The 21,435-nt window shown below is 67.3% G+C and carries 19 protein-coding genes and 1 tRNA gene; 10 read left to right on the forward strand and 10 right to left on the reverse strand.

Annotated elements, in window-relative coordinates:
* Positions 1–109 precede the first annotated feature (109 nt).
* A complete protein-coding gene (locus ACN9M4_RS04150) occupies positions 110–3,130 on the forward strand; it encodes an alpha-mannosidase (RefSeq protein ID WP_426302303.1) in 3,021 nt (1,006 codons plus the stop codon).
* A gap of 21 nt (positions 3,131–3,151) precedes the next feature.
* On the opposite strand, the gene ACN9M4_RS04155 is transcribed toward ACN9M4_RS04150, so the two are convergent.
* The 5 genes from ACN9M4_RS04155 to ACN9M4_RS04175 all read right to left on the reverse strand — a co-directional run bounded on the left by ACN9M4_RS04155 (position 3,152) and on the right by ACN9M4_RS04175 (position 7,128).
* A complete protein-coding gene (locus tag ACN9M4_RS04155) occupies positions 3,152–3,955 on the reverse strand; it encodes an amino acid ABC transporter ATP-binding protein (RefSeq protein ID WP_426302304.1) in 804 nt (267 codons plus the stop codon).
* Positions 3,942–4,607: an amino acid ABC transporter permease gene (locus ACN9M4_RS04160; protein ID WP_426302305.1), complete on the reverse strand. Its 666-nt coding sequence runs from the start codon at positions 4,605–4,607 to the stop codon at positions 3,942–3,944. Before ACN9M4_RS04160 ends, ACN9M4_RS04155 begins: the two co-directional genes overlap by 14 nt.
* 15 nt (positions 4,608–4,622) lie before the next feature.
* Positions 4,623–5,438 carry an amino acid ABC transporter substrate-binding protein gene (locus ACN9M4_RS04165; protein ID WP_426302306.1) on the reverse strand — a complete coding sequence of 272 codons (816 nt, stop codon included), beginning with the start codon at positions 5,436–5,438 and terminating at the stop codon, positions 4,623–4,625.
* A gap of 269 nt (positions 5,439–5,707) precedes the next feature.
* Positions 5,708–6,409, reverse strand: coding sequence for a hypothetical protein (locus tag ACN9M4_RS04170; protein ID WP_426302307.1), 702 nt, complete (start codon positions 6,407–6,409; stop codon positions 5,708–5,710).
* Positions 6,406–7,128, reverse strand: a complete 723-nt coding sequence (locus ACN9M4_RS04175; RefSeq protein ID WP_426302308.1) for a hypothetical protein — start codon at positions 7,126–7,128, stop codon at positions 6,406–6,408. Before ACN9M4_RS04175 ends, ACN9M4_RS04170 begins: the two co-directional genes overlap by 4 nt.
* Before the next feature lie 182 nt (positions 7,129–7,310).
* Between ACN9M4_RS04175 and ACN9M4_RS04180 the strand changes: the two genes are divergently transcribed.
* Both ACN9M4_RS04180 and ACN9M4_RS04185 read left to right on the forward strand, forming a co-directional pair.
* Entirely contained in the window at positions 7,311–8,975 is a 1,665-nt protein-coding gene (locus ACN9M4_RS04180) for an ABC-F family ATP-binding cassette domain-containing protein (RefSeq protein ID WP_426302309.1), read from the forward strand.
* The gene (locus tag ACN9M4_RS04185) at positions 8,972–10,885 is read left to right on the forward strand and encodes an ABC transporter ATP-binding protein (RefSeq protein WP_426302310.1); all 1,914 of its coding nucleotides are present in this window, start codon (positions 8,972–8,974) and stop codon (positions 10,883–10,885) included. Before ACN9M4_RS04180 ends, ACN9M4_RS04185 begins: the two co-directional genes overlap by 4 nt.
* Before the next feature lie 72 nt (positions 10,886–10,957).
* On the opposite strand, the gene ACN9M4_RS04190 is transcribed toward ACN9M4_RS04185, so the two are convergent.
* The 3 genes from ACN9M4_RS04190 to ACN9M4_RS04200 form a co-directional block, all read right to left on the reverse strand.
* On the reverse strand, positions 10,958–11,356 hold the full coding sequence (locus ACN9M4_RS04190) for an NUDIX hydrolase (protein WP_426302311.1): 399 nt from the start codon (positions 11,354–11,356) through the stop codon (positions 10,958–10,960).
* Positions 11,353–11,796: a DUF6314 family protein gene (locus ACN9M4_RS04195; RefSeq protein ID WP_426302312.1), complete on the reverse strand. Its 444-nt coding sequence runs from the start codon at positions 11,794–11,796 to the stop codon at positions 11,353–11,355. Before ACN9M4_RS04195 ends, ACN9M4_RS04190 begins: the two co-directional genes overlap by 4 nt.
* A 1-nt stretch (position 11,797) precedes the next feature.
* Positions 11,798–11,870: transfer RNA gene (locus ACN9M4_RS04200), tRNA-Arg, on the reverse strand.
* A 170-nt stretch (positions 11,871–12,040) separates the two neighbouring features.
* On the opposite strand from ACN9M4_RS04200, the gene ACN9M4_RS04205 reads away from it, so the two are divergent.
* The 3 genes from ACN9M4_RS04205 (at position 12,041) to ACN9M4_RS04215 (ending at position 14,846) form a co-directional block, all read left to right on the forward strand.
* The gene (locus ACN9M4_RS04205; RefSeq protein WP_426302313.1) at positions 12,041–12,823 is read left to right on the forward strand and encodes a DUF998 domain-containing protein; all 783 of its coding nucleotides are present in this window, start codon (positions 12,041–12,043) and stop codon (positions 12,821–12,823) included.
* Positions 12,824–12,924: 101 nt separating this feature from the next.
* Entirely contained in the window at positions 12,925–13,329 is a 405-nt protein-coding gene (locus ACN9M4_RS04210) for a hypothetical protein (protein WP_426302314.1), read from the forward strand.
* Complete coding sequence (locus tag ACN9M4_RS04215; RefSeq protein ID WP_426302315.1) at positions 13,326–14,846, forward strand: putative bifunctional diguanylate cyclase/phosphodiesterase; 1,521 nt, start codon at positions 13,326–13,328, stop codon at positions 14,844–14,846. Before ACN9M4_RS04210 ends, ACN9M4_RS04215 begins: the two co-directional genes overlap by 4 nt.
* Positions 14,847–14,961: 115 nt before the next feature.
* Here the strand turns inward: ACN9M4_RS04215 and ACN9M4_RS04220 are convergent, their stop codons facing one another.
* Positions 14,962–15,207 carry a hypothetical protein gene (locus ACN9M4_RS04220; protein ID WP_426302316.1) on the reverse strand — a complete coding sequence of 82 codons (246 nt, stop codon included), beginning with the start codon at positions 15,205–15,207 and terminating at the stop codon, positions 14,962–14,964.
* A gap of 178 nt (positions 15,208–15,385) precedes the next feature.
* Between ACN9M4_RS04220 and ACN9M4_RS04225 the strand changes: the two genes are divergently transcribed.
* Positions 15,386–16,426: a hypothetical protein gene (locus ACN9M4_RS04225; protein ID WP_426302317.1), complete on the forward strand. Its 1,041-nt coding sequence runs from the start codon at positions 15,386–15,388 to the stop codon at positions 16,424–16,426.
* Between the two features lie 40 nt (positions 16,427–16,466).
* Positions 16,467–17,237, forward strand: coding sequence for a hypothetical protein (locus tag ACN9M4_RS04230; RefSeq protein ID WP_426302318.1), 771 nt, complete (start codon positions 16,467–16,469; stop codon positions 17,235–17,237).
* 4 nt (positions 17,238–17,241) lie between these two features.
* On the opposite strand, the gene ACN9M4_RS04235 is transcribed toward ACN9M4_RS04230, so the two are convergent.
* On the reverse strand, positions 17,242–17,880 hold the full coding sequence (locus ACN9M4_RS04235) for a hypothetical protein (RefSeq protein ID WP_426302319.1): 639 nt from the start codon (positions 17,878–17,880) through the stop codon (positions 17,242–17,244).
* A gap of 32 nt (positions 17,881–17,912) precedes the next feature.
* On the opposite strand from ACN9M4_RS04235, the gene ACN9M4_RS04240 reads away from it, so the two are divergent.
* Positions 17,913–18,755: an inositol monophosphatase family protein gene (locus tag ACN9M4_RS04240; RefSeq protein ID WP_426302320.1), complete on the forward strand. Its 843-nt coding sequence runs from the start codon at positions 17,913–17,915 to the stop codon at positions 18,753–18,755.
* Positions 18,756–18,859: 104 nt separating this feature from the next.
* Entirely contained in the window at positions 18,860–21,421 is a 2,562-nt protein-coding gene (pcrA, locus tag ACN9M4_RS04245; RefSeq protein ID WP_426302321.1) for a DNA helicase PcrA, read from the forward strand.
* Positions 21,422–21,435 lie beyond the last annotated feature (14 nt).

Genomic DNA, 21,435 nt, shown 5'->3' on the forward strand with positions numbered 1-21,435 from the left:
AAGCGTCGTACCGGACGGGACAGCACTGTCCGCAATTTGACAAGCCTGCTTCCCATTGACGCGTACGGCCCGGCCGTGAAACGACGGCGGGGCGCTAGGGGGATCTGAATTGCACGACGATCGGCGACTGACCGAAAAGCGCCTGGACCGTTTTGTCCGCGAGCGGATAGCGCCGGCGATCTACGGCCGCACAGTTCCACTGACCCTGAGCAGCTGGGACGTTCCGGGCGAGCCGGTCCCCGCCGCCGAAGCCATCCACCAGGAGTACACACCCCTCGAACACGGTTCGGCCTGGGGCCGGGCCTGGAGCACCAAGTGGCTCCGGTTGCAGGGCGAAGTCCCGGACGGCTGGGGCGCCCCGGAGGGCACGGCGGTGGAGGTCGTCGTCGACCTCGGCTTCAGCAGTGACGCCCCCGGCTTCCAGTGCGAAGGCATCGCCTGGCGTCCGGACGGCACCATCATCAAGGCCATTTCCCCGCGGAACCAGCATGTGCCCCTGAAACTGCTGGGTGGCGGCATGTCGGTGGACTTCTACGTGGAGGCCGCGGCGAATCCGGACGTGAGCCAGGGCTGGACCTTCGCCTCCACCCCGCTGGGCGACAAAGCCACGGCGGGATCGGAACCGCGCTACCGGCTGGGCCGGATTGCCATCGCCGAACTCAACGAAACCGTCTGGGAACTGAACCAGGACATCTGGACGCTCAGCGGGCTCATGCATGAGCTGCCCACTGAGCTGCCGCGCCGACACTTAATCCTGCGCGCCTTCGAACGCATGCTGGACATCATGGACCCGGACGACATCGCCGGAACCGCCGCCGCCGGACGTGCTGCCCTCGCCGGGGTCCTGGCCAGCCCCGCCTACGCCTCGGCGCATGAGCTGCTGGCCACCGGCCACGCCCACATCGATTCCGCCTGGCTGTGGCCGGTCCGCGAGACCATCCGCAAATGCGCGCGGACCTTCTCCAACGTCGTGGCGCTCATGGACGACAACCCGGACTTCGTGTTCTCCTGTTCCTCCGCGCAGCAGCTGGCCTGGATCAAGGAGTTCTACCCGGAGCTGTTCGTGCGGATCCGGGAGAAGGTCAAGGCCGGGCAGTTCATGCCCGTGGGCGGCATGTGGGTGGAATCGGACACCAATATGCCCGGCGGCGAAGCCATGGCGCGCCAATTCCTCGAAGGCAAGAGCTTCTTCCTGGAAGAGTTCGACGTCGACTGCCAGGAGGCCTGGCTGCCAGACTCCTTCGGCTATTCCGGGGCCCTGCCGCAGATCGTTAAGTCCGCGGGCTCACGCTGGTTCCTGACCCAGAAGATCTCCTGGAACCAGGTCAACAGGATGCCCCACCACACCTTCAACTGGGAAGGCATCGACGGCACCCGGCTCTTTACCCACTTCCCGCCCGTGGACAGCTACAACGCCGAACTCCACGCCCGCGAACTCGCCCACGCCGAACGCAACTACCGTGAACACGGCCGCGGCACCGTTTCCCTGGTGCCCTTCGGATACGGCGACGGCGGCGGCGGACCCACCCGCGAAATGGTGGCCGCGGCGCACCGCACCGCGGATCTCGAAGGTTCGCCGAAGGTCCGGCTGGGCACCGCCAAGGAATTCTTCCAGCAGGCCGAGGCCGAATACCCGGATCTGCCGGTCTGGGTGGGGGAGCTCTACCTGGAAATGCACCGCGGAACCTACACCAGCCAGGCCAACACGAAGCAAGGAAACCGCCGCTCGGAGCACCTCCTGCGGGAAGCCGAGCTGTGGTGTGCGACGGCGGCTGTGCGGAGCGGTCATCCCTACCCGGCCGCGGAGCTCAAGAAGCTGTGGCGGCTGGTCCTGCTGCAGCAGTTCCATGACATCCTGCCCGGCAGTTCGATCGCCTGGGTCCATCAGGATGCCGAACGCAACTACGCGGCCATCGCCCGTGAACTCGAGGACATCATCGCCGGCGCCGCCACGGCATTGCTAGGCCCGGGGGATACCCGATTCCTGCTCAACGCCGCGCCCCACGCCCGCCACGGCGTGCCTGCCCTGGCTGCGGCCGAAGCCGCAGACCCCGGTCAGCCCGTGGAGACCACGGAACGGAACGGCGGCTACGTGCTGGACAACGGGGTCATCCGTGCCGTGCTGGATGCCAACGGCCTGTTGGTTTCCCTGTCCGACCACGCCAGCGGGCGCGAAGCCATCGCACCAGGGCAGGCCGGCAACCACCTGGAATTGTTCCGCGACACCCCCAACGAATGGGACGCCTGGGACATCGAGGAGTTCTACCGCCACAACGTCCGCTCCCTGGCCGAAGCGCGTTCGGTGCGGCTCGAACGCGACGGCGGGGACGCCGTCGTCGTGGTGGAACGCGAGGTGGGTTCCTCCACGATCACCCAGCGGATCAGCCTGGCGGCGGGAGCGCCGTCCCTGGACATCTCCACGGCCGTGGACTGGCAGGAGCGGGAGAAGCTGCTGAAGATTTCCTTCCCCTTCGATGTGCAGGCGGACCGGTCGGCCTCGGAGACCCAGTTCGGGCACGTCTTCCGGCCGACCCACAGCAACACGTCCTGGGAAGCGGCGAAGTTCGAAATCTGCGCCCACCGCTGGATCCACGTGGGCGAACCCGGCTACGGCGTCGCCGTCGCCAATGCCTCCAGCTATGGCCACGACGTCACCCGGGCCGTCCGGGACGACGGCGGCACCACTACCAACGTCCGCGTCTCACTGCTGCGGGCCCCGAAGTTCCCCGATCCGCAGGCCGACCGGGGCATGCACGTCCTGGAGCTGAGCGTCCGCCCCGGCGCTGCGATCGCCGACGCCGTCGAGGAGGGCTACCGCCGCAACCTCGCGCCGCGGACCGTGGCCGGGGCGAAGGCGGCGGAGTCTCTGTTCACAGTGTCCGGAAGGGCGCTCGCCGTGGAGGCCGTGAAGCTGGCCGAAGACGGATCGGGGGACGTGGTGGTGCGGCTCTACGAATCCCTCGGCGAACGATCCAGCGGTGTGGTCACGGCCAACTTCCAGGCAAGCTCGGTGCAGGCGGTTGACCTGCTGGAGCGGCCCGTGGACGCGCCGGGGGTGGCGGCCGGCACGGACAACGCCCGGCTCACGCTCCGGCCTTTCCAGCTCGTGACCCTGCGCTTCGGCCGCTGAGCGGGCGCACCCCCCGCGGGTTCAGACCTCGTGCTGGATCCGTTTGACGAACTGCTTGGTGCGCTCCTGCTGCGGGGCGCCCAGGACCTCCGCTGCGGGTCCGCGCTCTACCACGACGCCGCCGTCCATGAAGACCACCTCGTCCGCGACGTGCCGGGCGAAGCCAAGCTCATGGGTGACGATCACCATGGTCCAGCCTTCCTCTGCCAGTTCCTTGATGACGCTCAGGACTTCTCCCACCAGCTCCGGATCGAGGGCCGAGGTGGGCTCGTCGAAGAGCAGGAGCTGCGGCTTCAGGGCCAGGGCCCGCACGATGCCCACCCGCTGCTGCTGGCCGCCCGAGAGCTGGAAGGGGTACGCGTCCCGCTTTTCCGCCAGCCCCACCCTTGAAAGCAGCCGCAGCGCGTCGGCCTGGGCCTCGGCCTTGGGGCGCTTCTGCACCTGGACGGGGCCCTCGGTGACGTTCTTCAGCACCGTCATGTGCGGAAACAAATTGTAGTGCTGGAAGACCATGGCGCTGCGGTCCCGGAGCGCCGCGATGTCCCGTTTGCCCACGGCGCCGCCGAAATCCAGCTCGAGGTCCTTGCCGCCCGGGGAGCCGGCGGAGGCTCCGAAGGCAACAGTGCCGCCGTCGGGCACTTCAAGACCGTTGAGGGAACGCAACACGGTGGTCTTACCGGAACCGGAGGGCCCGATCAGGGCCACCACCTGGCCGCGGCGGACGTCGAGGTCGATGCCGCGCAGCACGGTGTTGCTGCCGAAGGACTTGGTGAGTCCGCGCGCGGAAAGCACCAGGGAAGCATCAACGGGATCAGTGGGCGACATAGCGGTCCAATCTGCGTTCCAGGGCCGACTGCGCGGTGGACAGGGCCAGGCACACCACCCAGTAGACCAGGGCTGCCTCGAGGTACAGCACCATGAACTCCTGGCTGAACGCGGCGATCTGCTGGGCGTTGCGGAAGAGCTCGGTCACCAGGATGAGGGAGGCCAGCGAGGTGTCCTTCACCAGGGAGATGAAGGTGTTGGACAGCGGCGGCACCGAGACCCGGGCGGCCTGCGGCAGGATGATCCGCAACAGCGTCTGCGTACCGGACATGCCGATGGTGTGCCCGGCCTCCCATTGCCCCTTGGGCACGGAAAGGATGGCCGCTCGGATGATCTCCGCCGCGTACCCGCCCACGTTCAGCGAGAAGGCGATGATGGCGCTGGGCCAGGGCTCAAGCTTCACTCCCAGGCTGGGCAGGCCGTAGAAGATCACAAACAGCTGCACCAGCAGGGGAGTGCCACGGATGACCGAGACATAGAACCGGGCAATGGCGGAGAGAACCCTGTTGGGGCTCAGCCGCAGCAATGCCACCAACAGGGCAAGAAGCAGGCCGAAGGCGAAGGACGCCAGGGTCAGCGGGATGGTGCCGGTGAGGGCGCCGCCGACGATCGGCCCGAAGGAACTCCAGACGAGGTCCCAGTTGAAAGTCATCCGTGGGCCTGCCGGTTACTTGGTGACGTCTGCGCCGAAGTACTTCTGCGAGATCTTCGCCAGGGTTCCGTCCGCGCGGAGCTCGGCCAGCGCCTTGTCGACGGCGGCGGCCAGTTCCGTGGATCCCTTGCGGAAGACGAAGGCGCTCTCGGTCTTCTCTTCGGTTTCGGCGGCGACCTTCAGTCCGGAATCAGGGGTCGCCTTGGCGTAGTCGAGGTACGTCAGCTTGTCGTTGACCGTGGCGTCGACCCGGCCCTGGCGGACCAGGGTGGCGGCCTGGGCCCAGCCTTCGACCGACTGCACGTTGGCGCCGGCCTGCACAGCCATCTTGTAGAAGTTGCTGGTGAGCGACTGCGCGGTGGTCTTGCCCTTGAGGTCGCCGAAGCTGTTGATGCTGGAGTTGTCGGACTTGGTCACCACGACGCCGGTGGACACCGTGTACGGGGAGGAGAAGGTGTACTTGGCCTTGCGCTCGTCGTTGATGGAAATTTGGTTGGCGATCGTGTCGAAACGCTTGGAGTCCAGGCCGGCGAAGATGCCGTCGAACTGGGTTTCCTGGAAGCTTGCCTTGACGCCCAGCTTGGCTGCCACGGCTTCGGCGATTTCGACGTCGAAACCGGTGAGCTTGCCCGAACCTTCCTCATGGAAGCTGAAAGGCCGGTAGGTGCCTTCCGTGGCGATCACGATTTCGCCCTTGGACTTGATATCGGAGAGGGAGGTGTCGGAACCGGAGGAGGAGGGGGCGGGGCTTCCGCCGCAGGCGGCCAGGGTGAGGGCGGCAGCGGCGAATGCTGCGGAGATCGCGGTGCGGCGGGTGAGCAGGCTTTTCATGAATGCCATCTTAGCCATGGGTCTCTGCCTGAACCGGATCGGCATGGCTTGCGGAAGAGCCGTTAAAAAGGCTGAGTGGGGGGCGGTCCCCAACAGCCCGCCCACCACTCATCCCCCCAATGGTGATCCTGTCCGCGCCACAGCTTCTCGAAACCCGTTCATGATTCAAGGGCCAGGCTGCGTCTCATTCACACAATCATTATTGTGGCACGTTCTAATGGGTTTGTGAAAGAGGTTACGCGGTATGTTTAGGATTTCTTCACCAAACGTTATCCGCGGGCCGTCCGCCGGGCAAGGGATTTCGAGAGCCAGATCCCACCCAGGCCCAATGCGCTGGCAAGCGCGGCCGAGTAGTTGATGGCAGGGCGCAGCCAGGACGCCGATTCCGGAACCAACGGGAACCCCTGCGACAGGAGCAGCAGACAGAAGCCCAGGAACAAGGTGCCGGAGGCAAGGCGTAACAATGCAGGACCGGAGCCGCGGACAGCCTGCCAGATGCCGGGAAGCAGGCAGGCGGCCACGTAGCCGGGGTAGAACCGGCCCAGCGCGGCGTAACTTTCCAGGGAAGCAGTCTGGGGAAGGCCGGACAGCCCGGCCGTTGACCCGCTGGTCTCCATGGCGAAGAAGATCCAGGCCGTCAGCACCGCAACGAGCAGCAGCACCGCCATGCCGGCGGGGCCGCGGATCGCACGCATCCCAGCCGACGACCCGAAAGCGGCGGCGGTCTTGACTCCCAGCAGCAGGAAGGTGCCGTAGAGCATGAAGCGCAGGAGGAGGTTGGCCAGGTTGAAACCGCCCAGCGCGGCGTCCACGGCAAGGTACGGCTCACGGATGCTCAGCAGGATGTCCACGGAGAGCAGGGCGAAAAGGAAGAACATGGCCCGGTTCTGGCCCCTGATCGCGCTCGGAACCCGCACGGCTGTCATCGCTATGCAGACAAAGAGTGTCAGCCACGGCAGGAGGGCGGTCATCCCAGGTTCTCCCAGATTCGTTCGGTGCGGTTTCTTTCGTGTTCCTGGCGGTGCAAGGACTTGCCCAGCGCCTGCAGGCGTTCCCCGGCGAGGGTAACCAGGTCCCCGGTGCCCAGCCGGTCGAGGGCTGCCCGCCTCGCCCCGAGCGGCCAGCCGGCTTCCTCTTCGCTGACCAGGCCGCTGGCGATCAGCCCGCCCGCGGGCCCGACGCCGGCCTCCCGGGCCGTGGCGACGGCCAGTTCCGGGGGCATCCGGTTCGCTGTCAGATGGGCGGAGAAGTTCTGCGGGGCAATCCCGGTGGCGTGGCTGACCCGGTGCCGCAACTCGCCGTCGTCGATCGCCTCCACCCAGTTGCGCACGGAAGTCTCGTGCGGCGCGGAAGCCAGCCCGAAGCGTTGCGGCGCCCCGGGATCGTTCCGGGCGATGACGGCGCGGAGCAGGTCCATGGTGGCGATCTGGCTGATGAGCTCGGCGTCCGTGGGTGCCACGGGAGTGCCGCGAAGGTCCGCGTAGGAATCGAAGGACGCGAGGGCGGAGACAGGGTTGACATCCAGGGCACGGCTGATCCGCACCAGCGATGACTCCGCCACCTTGCCGCGGACCATCTGCTGCGCCAGGGTGGTCCGTTTCAATCCGGAGATCCTGCAGACATCGGAAGTGCTGACGCCCGGGGCAACTCCATGCAGCCAGCGCTGGAACGCTTTGGAAGGGAGTGACATGCTCGGCTTTCGAATCTGCTAAGGGACTGGTTTTACGAACGGGACCTATTGAATTATGCTTGATTCCCGAACCCGCTGGTCCGAACACCCCCCAAGTCCGGACCAGCGGGTTCTTCCATGCCCGGAGGCAGCCCGCCCTGAATCGGCCTTCCCGGCTGCCGGCACGGTGAGAGGATTGAACAATGACTGCAACACTCGTCGCCAAGGATCTGTCCGGTGGCCACGGTCACCGCACCTTGTTCTCCAAGCTCTCCTTGACGGTGGCTCCGGGAGACGTGGTGGGCGTCGTGGGTGCCAACGGGGCCGGCAAGTCCACGCTTCTTCGCATCCTGGCCGGGGCTGATCGCCCCCAGGAAGGCACCGTGAGCCTGGCACCGGCAGATGCCTTCGTCGGTTGGCTGCCGCAGGAGCACGAACGCACCTCGGGCGAGACGGTGGCAGCCTACATCGCCCGCCGCACCGGCTGTGCCGATGCCACGACCGAGATGGAAGCCGCCGCGGAAGCCCTGGGCAGCGGCGCGCCCGGCAGCGAGGATGACTACTCAACGGCCTTCGACCGCTGGATGGCCTCCGGGGCCGCGGACCTTGAGGAACGCATCCCCGCCGTCCTGGCCGAGCTCGGCCTCGAGACCGGACATGAAGCCCTGATGACCGGGCTCTCCGGCGGCCAGGCCGCGCGCGTGGCCCTCGCCGCCCTGTTGCTGAGCCGCTTCGACGTGGTCCTCCTCGACGAACCCACCAACGACCTTGACCTCGAAGGCCTGGACCGGCTGGAGAAATTCGTCCAGGGCCTGCGGGGCGGGGCCGTGCTGGTGTCCCATGACCGCGAGTTCCTGGCCCGCTGCGTCACCCGGGTGGTGGAGCTGGACCTGGCACAGAACTCCGTGGCCGTTTATGACGGCGGCTACGACTCCTTCCTCGAAGAACGCGCCGTAGCCAAACGGCACGCCCGCGAACGCTACGAGGAATACGCCGGCACCAAGGCTGACCTGGTGGCACGCGCCCGCACCCAACGCGAATGGAGTTCGCAGGGCGTCCGGAACGCGATGAAGAAGAACCCGGACAACGACAAGAACCGGCGCGCCGCCAACACCGAATCCGCCGAGAAACAGGCCCAGAAGGTGCGCCAGATGGAGTCCCGGATCGCCCGGCTGGAGGAAGTCGAAGAGCCGCGCAAGGAATGGCAGCTGCAGTTCAGCATCGGTGCCGCCCCGCGCTCCAGTTCGGTGGTCGCTACGCTGCGGGACGCCGTCGTCCGCCAGGGGGACTTCACGCTCGGACCGGTCAACCTCCAGCTGAACGCCGGCGAACGGATCGGCATCACCGGCCCCAACGGTGCCGGGAAGTCCACCCTGCTGCGGCTCCTGCTCGGGATCACAAGCCCCGACGACGGCGAGGCCTCCCTGGGAGCGTCGGTCGCCATCGGCGAAATCGACCAGGCCCGGGGCCTGCTGGCCGGGCACCTCACCCTGGCGGCCGCCGTCGAGACGGTCCTTTCGGACTGGCCCACCGCCGAGGTGCGCACGCTCCTGGCGAAATTCGGGCTGAAGGCCGACCACACCTCCCGGACCGTCGACTCGCTCTCGCCGGGGGAGCGGACCCGCGCCGCCTTGGCCCTGCTGCAGGCCCGCGGCGTGAACCTGCTGGTCCTGGACGAGCCCACCAACCACCTTGACCTGCCGGCCATCGAACAGCTGGAAGAGGCGCTGGACAGCTACGACGGCGCGCTGCTGCTGGTCACCCACGACCGGCGGCTGCTCGAAAACGTCCGCCTGGACGTGCGCTGGCACGTGGAGAGCGGACAGGTCACGGAACTTCAACACGCAACTGGAGGCACAAAGCCATGAGCATGGACCGCGTGGCGTGGACCTCGCTCTACAACATCACCCGGGCCAAGAGCGGATCGCAGCCGTTCTCCAAGGAGACCCTCAAACGGGTGCTGGCCTTCGCCAAACCGCACCGCAGCCGGCTGATCGCCTTCGTGCTGGCCTCGATCGCCGGGGCCATCCTGGCGGTGGCCACTCCGGTGCTCGCCGGGCGGGTGGTGGACACGATCATCGCCGGTTCCGGCGCCGGGGAGGTGATCTGGCTGGCCGTGCTGATCGCGATCGTCGCGGTGGCCGAGGCCGGGCTGGGACTGCTGACCCGCTGGCTTTCCTCCATGATCGGCGAAGGCGTGATCGTGGACCTGCGCACCAGGGTGTTCGACCACGTGCAGCGGATGCCGATCGCCTTCTTCACCCGCACCCGCACGGGCGCATTGGTCAGCCGCCTCAACAACGACGTCATCGGCGCGCAGTCTGCGTTCGCCGGCACGCTCTCCGGTGTGGTCAGCAACGTGGTGGCGCTCGCCTTGACCCTGGTGGTCATGCTGAACACCTCTTGGCTGGTGACGGTGCTGGCCATGGTGCTGCTTCCTGTCTTCCTCATTCCGGCCAGGAGGATGGGCTCCAAGCTGGCCGATCTCCGCCGCGAGGCCGCCACGCACAACGCTGCCATGGGCACCCAGATGACCGAGCGTTTCTCTGCCCCTGGCGCCACCTTGGTGAAACTGTTCGGCCGGCCGGACGACGAATCCGCCGAGTTCGCGCTGCGGGCCGGCCGGGTCCGGGACATCGGCGTGCGCACGGCAATGCTGCAGTTCACCTTCATCACGGCACTTACCTTGGTTTCGGCGCTCGCGCTTGCCCTGGTCTACGGGTTGGGCGGCTGGCTGGCTCTCCAGAAGCAGCTGGCGGCCGGCGACGTCGTGGTGCTGGCCCTGCTGCTCACCCGGCTCTATGCCCCGCTCACCGCGCTGTCCAACGCACGCGTCGAGATCATGAGCGCACTGGTCAGCTTCGAGCGGGTCTTCGAGATCCTGGACCTGGAACCGCTGATCAAGGAAAAGCCGGGCGCCGCCGCCATCCCCGAAGGCCCCGTGGCGGTGGAGTTCGACGACGTCCGCTTCGGCTACCCCTCCGCGGACAAGGTGTCGCTGGCTTCCCTCGAGGAAGTGGCGATCCTGGACACCAGGGGCGGGGAAGAAGTGTTGCACGGTATCAGCTTCCGGGTCGAGGCCGGGCAGACCGTTGCCTTGGTGGGTTCCTCCGGCGCTGGCAAGTCCACGGTGGCGCAGCTGCTGTCCAGGCTGTATGACGTCGACTCCGGCACGGTGCGGCTGGGCGGCTACGGCCCCGGGACCGGCATGGACATCCGGGACGCCAGCTTCGACTCGCTCCGGGACACGCTGGGCATGGTCACCCAGGACGGTCACCTCTTCCACGAGAGCATCGCGTCCAACCTCCGCCTGGCCCGGCCCGGCGCCACGGACGAGGAAATGTGGGACGTGCTGCGCCGGGCCCGCCTGGAGACCATGGTCCGCTCGCTGCCCGACGGCCTGGACACCGTGGTGGGGGAGCGCGGCTACCGGCTCTCCGGCGGCGAACGCCAGCGGCTCACCATTGCCCGGCTCCTGATCGCCCAGCCCCGGGTGGTCATCCTCGACGAGGCGACGGCGGCACTGGACTCCACGAGCGAAGCTGCCGTGCAGGCGGCCCTGGGCGAGGCGCTCCAGGGCCGGACCGCCGTCGTGATTGCCCACCGGCTGTCAACGATCCGCGCGGCTGACGCCATCCTGGTGGTGGAGGACGGCCGGATCATCGAACGCGGAACGCACGCCGAACTCCTCGCCGCGGACGGCCGCTACGCGGAGCTGTACAACACCCAGTTCGCGGAGGCGACGGCGGTGGCGCAGGAGGCTGTTCCCGAGCTGTGAGTCCCAACTGACTGACAGTTAATGCCGTTTTGAGCGCTCAGAACGGCATTAACTGCGAGCTAGTTGGGCGGGCTACTGCTTGGCGAGGGCCGGAAGCACGTGCTCGGTCAGCAGCGGGGCGAGGTCCTCCGGCAGCTCGCTGCCGAGCTCGAGCCAGCGGATCTCGGCGATTTCCGCCGAGGGGTGCGCCTCCCAGGTGCCGGGCGCCGTGAACACGGTGGCCTGGATGTCCGTGGCGGCCTCGTTGGCGGCCGTGGCGAGGTAGACGCCCAGCGGTTCGAGTTCGCCCGGGGCGATCCGGATGCCGACCTCCTCGGCGAGCTCCCGCGACGCCGCCTCGGCGGCGCTTTCGCCCGGCTCCGGTTTGCCGCCGGGGTGCATGAACTTGTCCGTGCCGCGTTTGCGGACCGTCAGCATGCGGCCCGCGCCGTCGTACACGCAGACCGCGCTGACGACGATCAGATCCCTCATGGTTCCCTCCTCAGGACGGATTCGAGCAGCAGGTCCTTCGCCGGGCCGTGCACGTCCCAGCTGTACGCGAAGGAATCGGGGCCGAGCCAGCGGTAGTCCACGGCGTAGTCGTCGGGGTCGCACCAGTGCCGGTCATGCGCCGCGTCGGGGCTGAAGCTGAAGCGGTGGAACGGCCGGCCGTCAGGGAAGAACATGTCCATCGCCTCGGGGCTGTCCGCGGGGCGCAGCACATATTCGCGGGAGGCGGGGCCGCTGTGGCTTCCCCATTCGAGGGTGCCGTCCTCGCGGTAGTGGAGGCCGCCGTCGGGGGTTTCGGAGTAATGCGCGACGCCGGTGAAGGTTCCGCGGGTGCCGCTGCCGCGGTCCCACAAGGTGCGCTTCACGGTCCAGCCGCCGGCCAGCCAGGCGCGGAGGTCCGGGACGGGCTGGGTGTCAGTCAAGTGCCCTCGATTGGAATCGAACCAACGACACCGGCTTTAGGAGAGCCGTGCTCTATCCACTGAGCTACGAGGGCGGGCGGTGCACGAAGCCTGCTTCATTTGGCCAGGCGCCGAACACGCATCTAAGCATACAAGCTGCGGGCAAAGCCTCCGAACACTCCCCGCAACCAGGGCCCACGCCGCCAGGGTTTCCAGGGCGAGCGCAGCGAGCCTAGGGGGCGGCGGGGACGTAGGCTGGGGCGTGATGGGAAAGCAGATCTCCGCCCCGGCCGTGCCGGGCAGCTTCCTGCCCGATCTCGGAAATCCCCGGTCCCTCGTCGGCGCGTGGGCCCAGCTCAGCGTGGTGCAGTACTTTGCTGCCGAAGCGGCGGTGATCGAAGCCTGGGCGGCTCCGGAACCTTACGATCGCCGCACCGGCTTCATCAGCGATCTGGGCGCCGTCAACTGCGCGGTCTACGAGGGGCGGGACGTCTGTTCCCCGCTGCATCTGCTGATGAATGCCTCGTTCGTGGTGCAGGGCCTGGGCCTGCTCCTGGGGGCCTTGCTGCTGGGCTCGGCAATGCTGTGCATCGCGGCACGGCCGGGAGTGCGTATCCTGCAGGATGCGGCGTACCGCCGGAGCTGGAGCGGGGCAGCCGGTGTCCGCGTGCTGACGGGGGCGGCCGGGGCGGGGACGGTGATTGTGGGATTGGTGCCCGAAGACCTGGGCTCGCCCTGGCATTTCGCAGGAGCGCTCATGTATTTCATCGGGGGAGCCCTCGCCCTGTTGCTGCTGGGGTTCCTGTGGCTTCCCCACACAAGACTGAGCTGGTTCCTTCTTGCCTGCGGTACGGCATGTTTCGGGGCGCTCATCGTGGGCGCAGTGACCCGTATGGAGCTGCCCGAACCCGGCACTTTGGAGCGGCTGATGGCCTACCCGTTGACGGTCGGATTCTCCGCGGCCGGCCTGCTGATTGCCACCCGGGTGAGGCGGGTCCGGCGCACCGCTGCCCGCGCCGCGGCGTGGGACAGAAAGGAGCGGATGTGACAGGAGTGACTTATTATTGGTCCACCGCTGCAAGGCACCGACAAGACAGATGGCGAGTCGGAGCCGCAGGAAAACCATCGCCACGGCAGGATCCGGGACCCATGAGCAATCAGCAGATCGCGCCCCATCAAGGAGCCACGGACCTGGGAAGCGCCGGGACGATTGAGGTGGAGTTGGCTGACGACGGCATAGTCGAGGTCGTCCTTCCTGTCTGCTCGGAGGTCCGTGCTCCGGAAGCCCAAGCCGCGGCTGCCGTAGTGCGGGCAATGTCGGACGGGCGGAAGCGCCCCGTGCTGATGACCTTGACGGGCGTGTTGGATATCAATGACGGTGCACGCGCCGTCTATGCCGCCGCTGAAACGGTCTCGGCTTTCGCCCTGGTGGGGGAGACCCCGGTGGACCGTGTGCTGGCGCATTTCCTGTTGAGGGCCACTCCGGAGTCCATCCCTGCGCGCTTCTTTGCCTCCGAGGCTGCGGCCCGGGAGTGGTTGGCAGGTTATCTGTGAATCCTGAGTCGCAGGACCCGCGCCTCCTGGCGCTTGTCGAAGGGGTCATCCGGATAGCCGACGGCGACCTCAGCACGCGGATCCCGCTTTCCGGTCCGCGGGATGAAGTTGCCGCCGTCATCGCCGGGATCAACCTGATGGCCGACGACCTCCAGGCCGTTTACCGGGAGCTTGAAGAACGGGTGGAGACCCGGACGGCGATGCTCCGCGAGGCCCAGATCGAGCTTGAACGGATGGCCCTGACCGATCCCTTGACGCAGCTTGCCAACCGTACGGCCCTCAACCGGAAATTGAGCCACGAACTGGCCGAAACCGCACACGGCGAACTGCCGCCGGCGTTGCTTGTCCTGGACCTCGATTCCTTCAAAGGCGTCAACGACAGGCTGGGCCACAGTGCCGGCGACGACGTGCTGCGGATTACTGCGAAGCGACTCGCTGACGCTGTCCGTGAAGGTGATGTCGTTGCCAGGCTTGGCGGGGACGAGTTCGCGGTGATGCTGCCCAAATCGAACGTGGTGCAGGCCCGTGGTGTGGCCAAGCGGATTCTGCGTGCCCTGGCGGAAAGCATTGAGATCGGAGACCTGCGGATCGTTTGCGGGACCAGCATCGGGCTCAGGGTCGCCGAGCCGGGGCAATCCGTTGACGAACTCGTGATGGAAGCCGATACCGCGATGTATGCGGCCAAGGCAGAGAAGCGCAATACGGTCCGGGTGTTCGAACCGGCGCTGCTGCATGCACGCCGGCTGCAGGGACAGATGATCACCGAACTGCGGGAGGCGATCCGGACGGACCAGTTGGTTCTCTATTACCAGCCCGTGGTGGAGCTCAGCAGCGGCCGCTTCGAAGGGGCCGAGGCCCTGGTGCGGTGGAACCACCCTGAACGGGGTTTGCTGATGCCGGACAATTTCATCCCGCTGGCCGAGGAAACCGGGCTTATTGTCGAACTCGGCGACTGGGTCCTTCGTGAAGCCCTGAGGCAATTGCGCAGCTGGCTGGACACCCCGGGACTCGTCGATGACTTCAGCATGCGGGTGAACATTTCCCCCACCGAGCTAAGAAGCCTGGAACTGATCGAGCGGGTACGTGACGCACTCGCCGAAACCGGCGTCGACGCTTCGAAGCTGGTCATCGAGCTCACGGAATCGGTGGCTGTCAACGGCTCCGATCTCGACCGGTACTCCCTGTCCGGCCTGCGCCATCTTGGCGTCCAGTTGGAGATCGACGACTTCGGCACGGGGTATTCCTCGATCAGCTACCTGCGCAACCTGCCGGTGCATGTCGTCAAGATCGACCGCTCGCTCATTGAAGGACTGGGTACGGACGATGGCCAGAGGGATTTCGTCGCCGCGGTGCTGCAGCTGATCCACGCCTGCGGAATGGAAGCGGTCGCGGAAGGAATCGAGACCGCCGAACAGGCAGCGGAATTGTCCTGGCTCGGATGTGCCAGCGGCCAGGGTTACTACTTCAGCAGGCCGGTGCCTCCTGCGGATTTCGTCCGCTTGCTGGGCCGCGCCTGAAGCCGTGCCTGCTTCGAGGGGTGCCTGATCCGGAGCACGCGGAGAAAGCGCCCGGGCAATGCGAAGGGCGCCGGAGGTGATCCGGCGCCCTTGCTTGCCTCAACTGTGCTTGGTCTTAGATGTCGTTCCCGGTGGTTGTGGAGTTCGGCCACCAGCCGCCGGCTTCAACGGAGCTGTTCGAGAAGTTCGGCCACCAACCGCCGGCTTCTACGGAGCTCTGCGTGAAGTTGGGCCACCAGCCACCGGCGATGGAGGTATCCTGTCCGGAATGCTCGGCATTTGCCGAAATGGCCGCCGACGTGGAAAACCCGGCCACCGCAAGAGCGGCAGCGGCAAGGAAAGTGGCGATGGTTCTTTTCATACGAGCGCTCCTGATAGGTGACTGATGTGAAGCAAGAGAACGGAGTGAAACGTAGTTAGTATAGCGATTTGCGACACGCCGTGTCACTAGATTGGGTTTACGATTTCCGGGGAAAATGGTATGCCTCGCGGGCGTCCCAGCCGGAACCATGCACTGCCTATTTCGGGATAATGAGGTCATGTCGGAAAACAGGGGGACACCGTCCTATGCAGCTGCAGAGCTGCGCGCCAGGGAATACAGGGCCAGCCACGAATTCGCCAAGGCAGCGGACAGCGCGCGAAACGCGGCGGAAACTGCCCGCCAGGAGGGCGACGCCTCCGGATGGTGGAACATGGCCTTTTTCCAAGCCGAGAACCTGCTGGACGCCGGGAACGTCGGCGAAGCCGCAGACCTTGCCCGGACGCTGGCGGAAACACCCTTGGGCGATGCCTCATCCCGGGACCGCGCGAGGGCGCTGATCCTGTTGGCGAAGTCCGTGCAGGGCAGCGGGCTCCTGGACGATGCCGCGGAAGCGGCGCGCTCCGCCGTCGGCCTGCTGGGCGACGACGCCGATGCGGAGTTCGAAGTCCACGCCCGCCAGGCCCTGATCGCGGCGCTCGCCGAGTCCGGCAAGCTCGAAGAGGCCTGGGAAGAATCCCTTGCGCTTTCCGCGCGGATCTCGGACGACATGGACGACCAGTTGGCAGGCAAGGCGTACTGGGTGATCGGCAACGTCGCCTTCCTGTGCAACAAGGTCGAGGAAGGCCTGGAGCACCACGAACTCGCTGCCGACACCTTTTCGCCGTCGAGCAACCTCGATGTCTGGGCGAAGTTCAACAAGGCCTCGGCGGCGATGCGCCTTGCCGCCGGGGTTGCAGATACCGGGACGCTTCGCTGCATTGAGCGCGCGGAGCTTGCCACGGACATCGTTGGTGGCAGCGAGGAAGACATCCTCCTGCTGCGCTACGTCCGCGCCCATTGGACCTTCCTGGCCGGAGACGTCCCGGCTGCGATCGTCCTCCTGAACGAAGTCACTGGGTCCGCGGACAAGCTCCCGCCGCAGACCGCGGGGGAGGCCTACTTGCTCCTCGCGCGGGCGGAAGCCTCGGACGGGCGCCGGAAGGCCGCCGAGCTGAGCGTGAGGCGGTCCATGGAGTACTTCGAGACGGCCGGCGCCCACCAGCGCGCCGCCCAGGCCGGTGCCCTGCTGTCCAGCGACGCGGACGCCCCGACGGCCTGACCCTTCGCCCGCCGCACGGCGCGGGTCTATATTTGGCGCTATGACGACGGCGGGTACCCCGCGGGCGAGCGACCGTGCACTGCTGCCGGACCTCGCCGGACGGCGTGAACTGGTAGGTGCCTGGGCCTCCCTGAGCCTCATCCACTACTTCGTGGTCGAAGCCGCGGCCATGGCCGCGTGGCAGGGTACGCCGTCGTACGACAGGCGCTCCCACGTGATCAGCGACCTCGGCGCCGCGAAATGCACTGTCTTCAACGGCCACGAAGTCTGCTCCCCGCTGAACTGGCTCATGAACGCCTCCTTCGTGCTCCAGGGCGTTGCGATGGTGCTCGGCGCGGTGCTGCTCAGCTCCGCCGTCCTGTCCGTGGCAGCCCAGCCCGGACAGCGGGCCATCCGGACCGGTCCGGGGAACATTCCCTGGCTGGCCGCCGGGGCAGTCAGGGCCCTGATCCTGGTGGCGGGAATCGGGCAGGCAATGGTCGGCCTCATCCCCGAGGACACGGAACTGGCATGGCACCTGACAGGAGCCGGCCTTTACTTCATCGCCGCTCCGCTGGCCCTGGCGATCCTCGGCCTTATGTGGCTCGGCCGGAGCAGCATGTCCTGGATGGTGCTGCTTTTCGGCATGGTCTCGCTCGGCGCCACCGTCTTCGTGCTGGCCGCATCGCTCCGCGTAGACGAACCCGGGGCCATCGAGCGGACCATGGCGTATCCGATCATCCTCGGACTGTCCCTGGTGGGCCTGACGGTTGCCTACCGGGTGCACGGCGAACGCCGGAGGCTCCGCAGGCTCGCCGCGGCAGCCCGGTAGTTGCCTAGGCGCGTTTCGCGCGGCGCCCCAGGAAGACAGCGAGCACACCGCCGGCCAGGCTCAGCAGGAAAAGCACCCAGCCCAGCACAGTAAGGGTGGATGCCAAGGCAACCTGCCCGGCGTCGGGCGCTGCCGGAGCCAGGGCGGCATCCACGGCAACGTTGGCCCACAAACGGACCACGGCAAACGCCAGGGGCGCCGCCCACAACGCCCAGCGCAGCGCCTTGCGGGAGACGTTGATGCCCACCAGCAACAGCCAGCTGAAGCCGAAGATCAGCGGGAACAAGGTGCCGGCCGTCTTGTGGATGTAGCCCAGCTGGCCGCGGGCGTCGTCGTTCATTGCGCCGTGCAACTGCTGGACGTAGTCGGAGGAAAAGCCGCCGATCAGGGAATCCGGCATGGCCAGGCCGCCGGACAGCTGGGTCATCTGGTTCAGGGTCAGCAGGTGCAGGTACCAGAACAGGAAGACGCTCGCCACGACGCCGGCGATCACCACCAGCTTCCCGTTGCCCTCGGCCTGGGCCCCGTCTTTCTGAATTACGGTGCGGTTGGTGGTGGGGTTGACGGGTGTTGCCGTGTGGCTCGCTGGAACGGTTGCCTTGGCGCCGTGCTTCCTGATCCTTTGGGCGGGGGTCTTGGCCATCCAACCATTATCCCGCCACTTAAGCTGGACCCATGACCACTGGCAGGCACTCCGCTGTTGAACTCGATCCCGCACTCGACGACTACGAACTGGCCTCGGCCCTTGTCCGGGAGGCCGGGCAGCTCGCGCTCCTGATGAGGATGGGCGGGCTCCAGGCCGACCGCAAGACCTCCGTGTCCGATGTGGTCACGGCAGCTGACCGGGCCGCCGAGGCCTATGTGCTGGAGCAATTGCGCCGCTGCCGCCCCGACGACGGAATCCTCGGCGAGGAAGGCAGCTCGGTGGCCGGCAGCAGCGGCCGGACCTGGGTGATCGACCCCGTGGATGGCACATACAATTTCCTGCACGGCTCGGCCTACTGGTGCTCGGCGATCGCCCTCAAGCGCGACGGCGGCGGGTCCGACGACGGCGGCCCGGACCCGGAGGCGATCCTCGGCGCCGTCTACCAGCCGGAGCCGGACAAGCTTTGGGTAGGTGGCGAATCCCACCCGGCCACCCTCAACGGCGAACGGATCGCCGGTCCCTCCACCACCCCGCTCGCGGAACTCTGTGCCGCCACGTACATCCACCCCACTTGGCTCGCAGATCCGCGCGCGGCCATGCCTTGGCACGCGGCCGCGGTGTCGGCGGCGTCCCTGCGGATGTTCGGCTCCGGCTCCTGCGACCTCGGCCGGGTGGCCGACGGCGAACTCGGCTGCTGGTTCCAGCACAGCTGCCCCGAGTGGGACTGGCTCCCCGGCAAGGCGATCGTCCGCGCGGCGGGCGGAGACACCGCCGTCGTCCGGGTGAACGGACTGGACTGGTTCCTCGCCGGAGGCCCGACGGCGGTCAACGAGCTCCGCGCGGCCCTCACCTCCGTGCCGCAGTTCGCCTAGCCGGCGCCCGGAAGGCGCCCGGCGCCCGGAAGGCGCCCGGCGTCCGGTCCGCATGGCGGTCCGGAAACCGGCTGTCAGCCCCACCGCCTAGACTTGTAATCACCATGGATATGTTGTTCGACCCCTATGCAGGCAGCTCCTACAAGGCTGCGCCCGAGCCCGCCCGCTCCCTCGCCGGTGCCGCCCTGCCCGCCTCGGCGTCCGGCGGGCCCGGCGCGTTGCCGGGTGGTTCCGGTAGCGGGGGGCCTGCTCCGTGGGAGTCTGCCGGCGGGCACGGTGGGCACTCCATGCCAAGCGCCGAGTCGCTGCTGCTGGGCCTGAACCCGCAGCAGGAAGAGGCCGTGAAGCACTCCGGCAGCCCGCTGCTGATCGTGGCCGGCGCCGGTTCGGGAAAGACCCGCGTGCTCTCCAACCGGATCGCCTACCTGATCGCCACAGGGCGGGCACACCACGGTGAAATCCTGGCCATCACCTTCACCAACAAGGCCGCCGCCGAAATGCGCGAACGCATCGAGGCCCTCGTGGGCGGACGTGCCAAGAGCATGTGGATCTCCACCTTCCACTCCTCCTGCGTGCGCATCCTCCGGCGCGAGGCCGCCAACGTTGGCCTGAACTCCAACTTCTCCATCTATGACTCCGCCGATTCGCTGCGGCTGATCACCCTGGTGGCCAAGAACCTGGACCTGGACCCCAAGCGTTTCGCGCCCAAGGCCATCCAGCACAAGATCTCCGCGCTCAAGAACGAGCTCGTGGACGACGACGCGTTCGCCGCCGCGGCCAACTACAACGATCCCTTCGAGCAGGCCGTGGCCGAGGTGTTCAAGGGCTACACGCAGCGGCTGCGCCAGGCCAACGCCATGGACTTCGATGACCTCATTGCCCAGACGGTCTACATGTTCCGGGCCTTCCCTGCGCTCGCGGAGTCCTACCGCCGGCGCTTCCGGCATGTTCTGGTGGACGAATACCAGGACACCAACCATGCGCAGTACGCCCTGGTCCGGGAGATCGTCGGCACGGACGCCGCAAGCCAGGAGGCCGCAAGCCATGGCGGCGCGGGACACGTCGGGCCGAGCGAGCTGACCGTCGTCGGCGATTCCGACCAGTCCATCTACGCCTTCCGCGGCGCGGACATCCGCAACATCGTGGAATTCGAAGAGGACTACCCGAACGCCCGCACCATCAAGCTGGAGCAGAACTACCGCTCCACCCAGAACATCCTCTCTGCGGCGAACTCGGTGATCTCGCGCAACCCGAACCGGCAGGAGAAGCGGCTCTGGACGGCCGAAGGCGACGGCGAGAAGATCATCGGCTACGTGGGCGAGAACGAACACGACGAAGCCCAGTTCATCGCCAAGGAGATCGACCGGCTCCAGGACGAGGAAGGCCTGCGTCCGGGCGACGTCGCCATCTTCTACCGCACCAACGCCCAGTCCCGTTCCATCGAAGACGTGCTGGTGCGCGTCGGCCTGCCGTACAAGGTGGTGGGCGGCACCCGCTTCTACGAACGCAAGGAAATCAAGGACGCCCTTGCATACCTGCGCGTCCTGGTGAACCCGGACGACGACGTCAACCTCCGCCGGGTGCTGAACGAACCCAAGCGCGGCATCGGGGACCGCGCCGAAGGTGCCGTGGCGGCCCTCGCCGAACGCGACCGCAGCTCCTTCATGGCGGCGGCCCGCCGCGCCGCGGAAGCCCCCGGAATGGCCACGCGCTCGGTCAACGCGGTGCTCGGCTTCGTGAAACTGCTGGACGACCTGGCCGAGGTCGCGTCCGGCTCGGGCGCTGCCGCGGCTTTGGAAGCCGTGCTCGAACAGACCGGGTACCTGGCCGGGTTGCGCGCCAGCAGCGATCCGCAGGACGAATCCCGGGTGGAGAACCTCGCCGAACTGGTGGCCGTGGTCCGCGAATACGAACGCGACAACCCCGAGGGCTCGCTCGGCGAATTCCTGGAGCAGGTGTCCCTCGTGGCCGACGCCGACCAGATCCCGGACGCCCCGGGCGCGGACATCGACGCCGCCGTGGCCGAGGCCAAGCGCCTGGGCGTGGTCACCCTCATGACCCTGCACACGGCCAAGGGCCTGGAATTCCCGGTGGTGTTCCTGACCGGCATGGAGCACGGGATCTTCCCGCACCAGCGTTCGGCCACGGACCCGAAGGAACTGGCCGAAGAGCGCCGCCTGGCCTACGTGGGGCTGACCCGCGCCCGGCAGCGGCTCTACGTCACCCGCTCCGAGGTCCGCAACTTGTGGGGCCAGAGCCAGTACAACCCGGCCAGCCAGTTCATCGAGGAAATCCCCTCCGAGCTGGTGGAGTGGAAGCGCGAGGGAACGTCCCGCCAGGTGGGCGGTTGGGGCGGTTCGTCCCTGGGCGGCAACCGCTACGGCGGTTCCTATTGGGGAGCGGGGGCCTCCCGGGGTGCCGCCGCCAGTCCGACCGCAGGGTTCGACGCCGACGTGCCCGCCGCCGTCGCGCGCAACCGGGTGCAGCCGCAGAAGGAAGTCATCGCCGTGGTGGTGGGGGACAAGGTCAACCACACCAGCTTCGGCAACGGCACCGTGATCGGCGTCGAGGGAACCGGGGACAAGACCGTGGCAAAGGTGACGTTCGACGTCGGGGAGAAGCGCCTACTGCTGCGTTACGCGCCGCTGACGAAGCTCGAGGGCTGACTTCGCGCGGCATA

Source organism: Arthrobacter sp. R-11 (assembly GCF_049913155.1).
Lineage (GTDB): Bacteria > Actinomycetota > Actinomycetes > Actinomycetales > Micrococcaceae > Arthrobacter.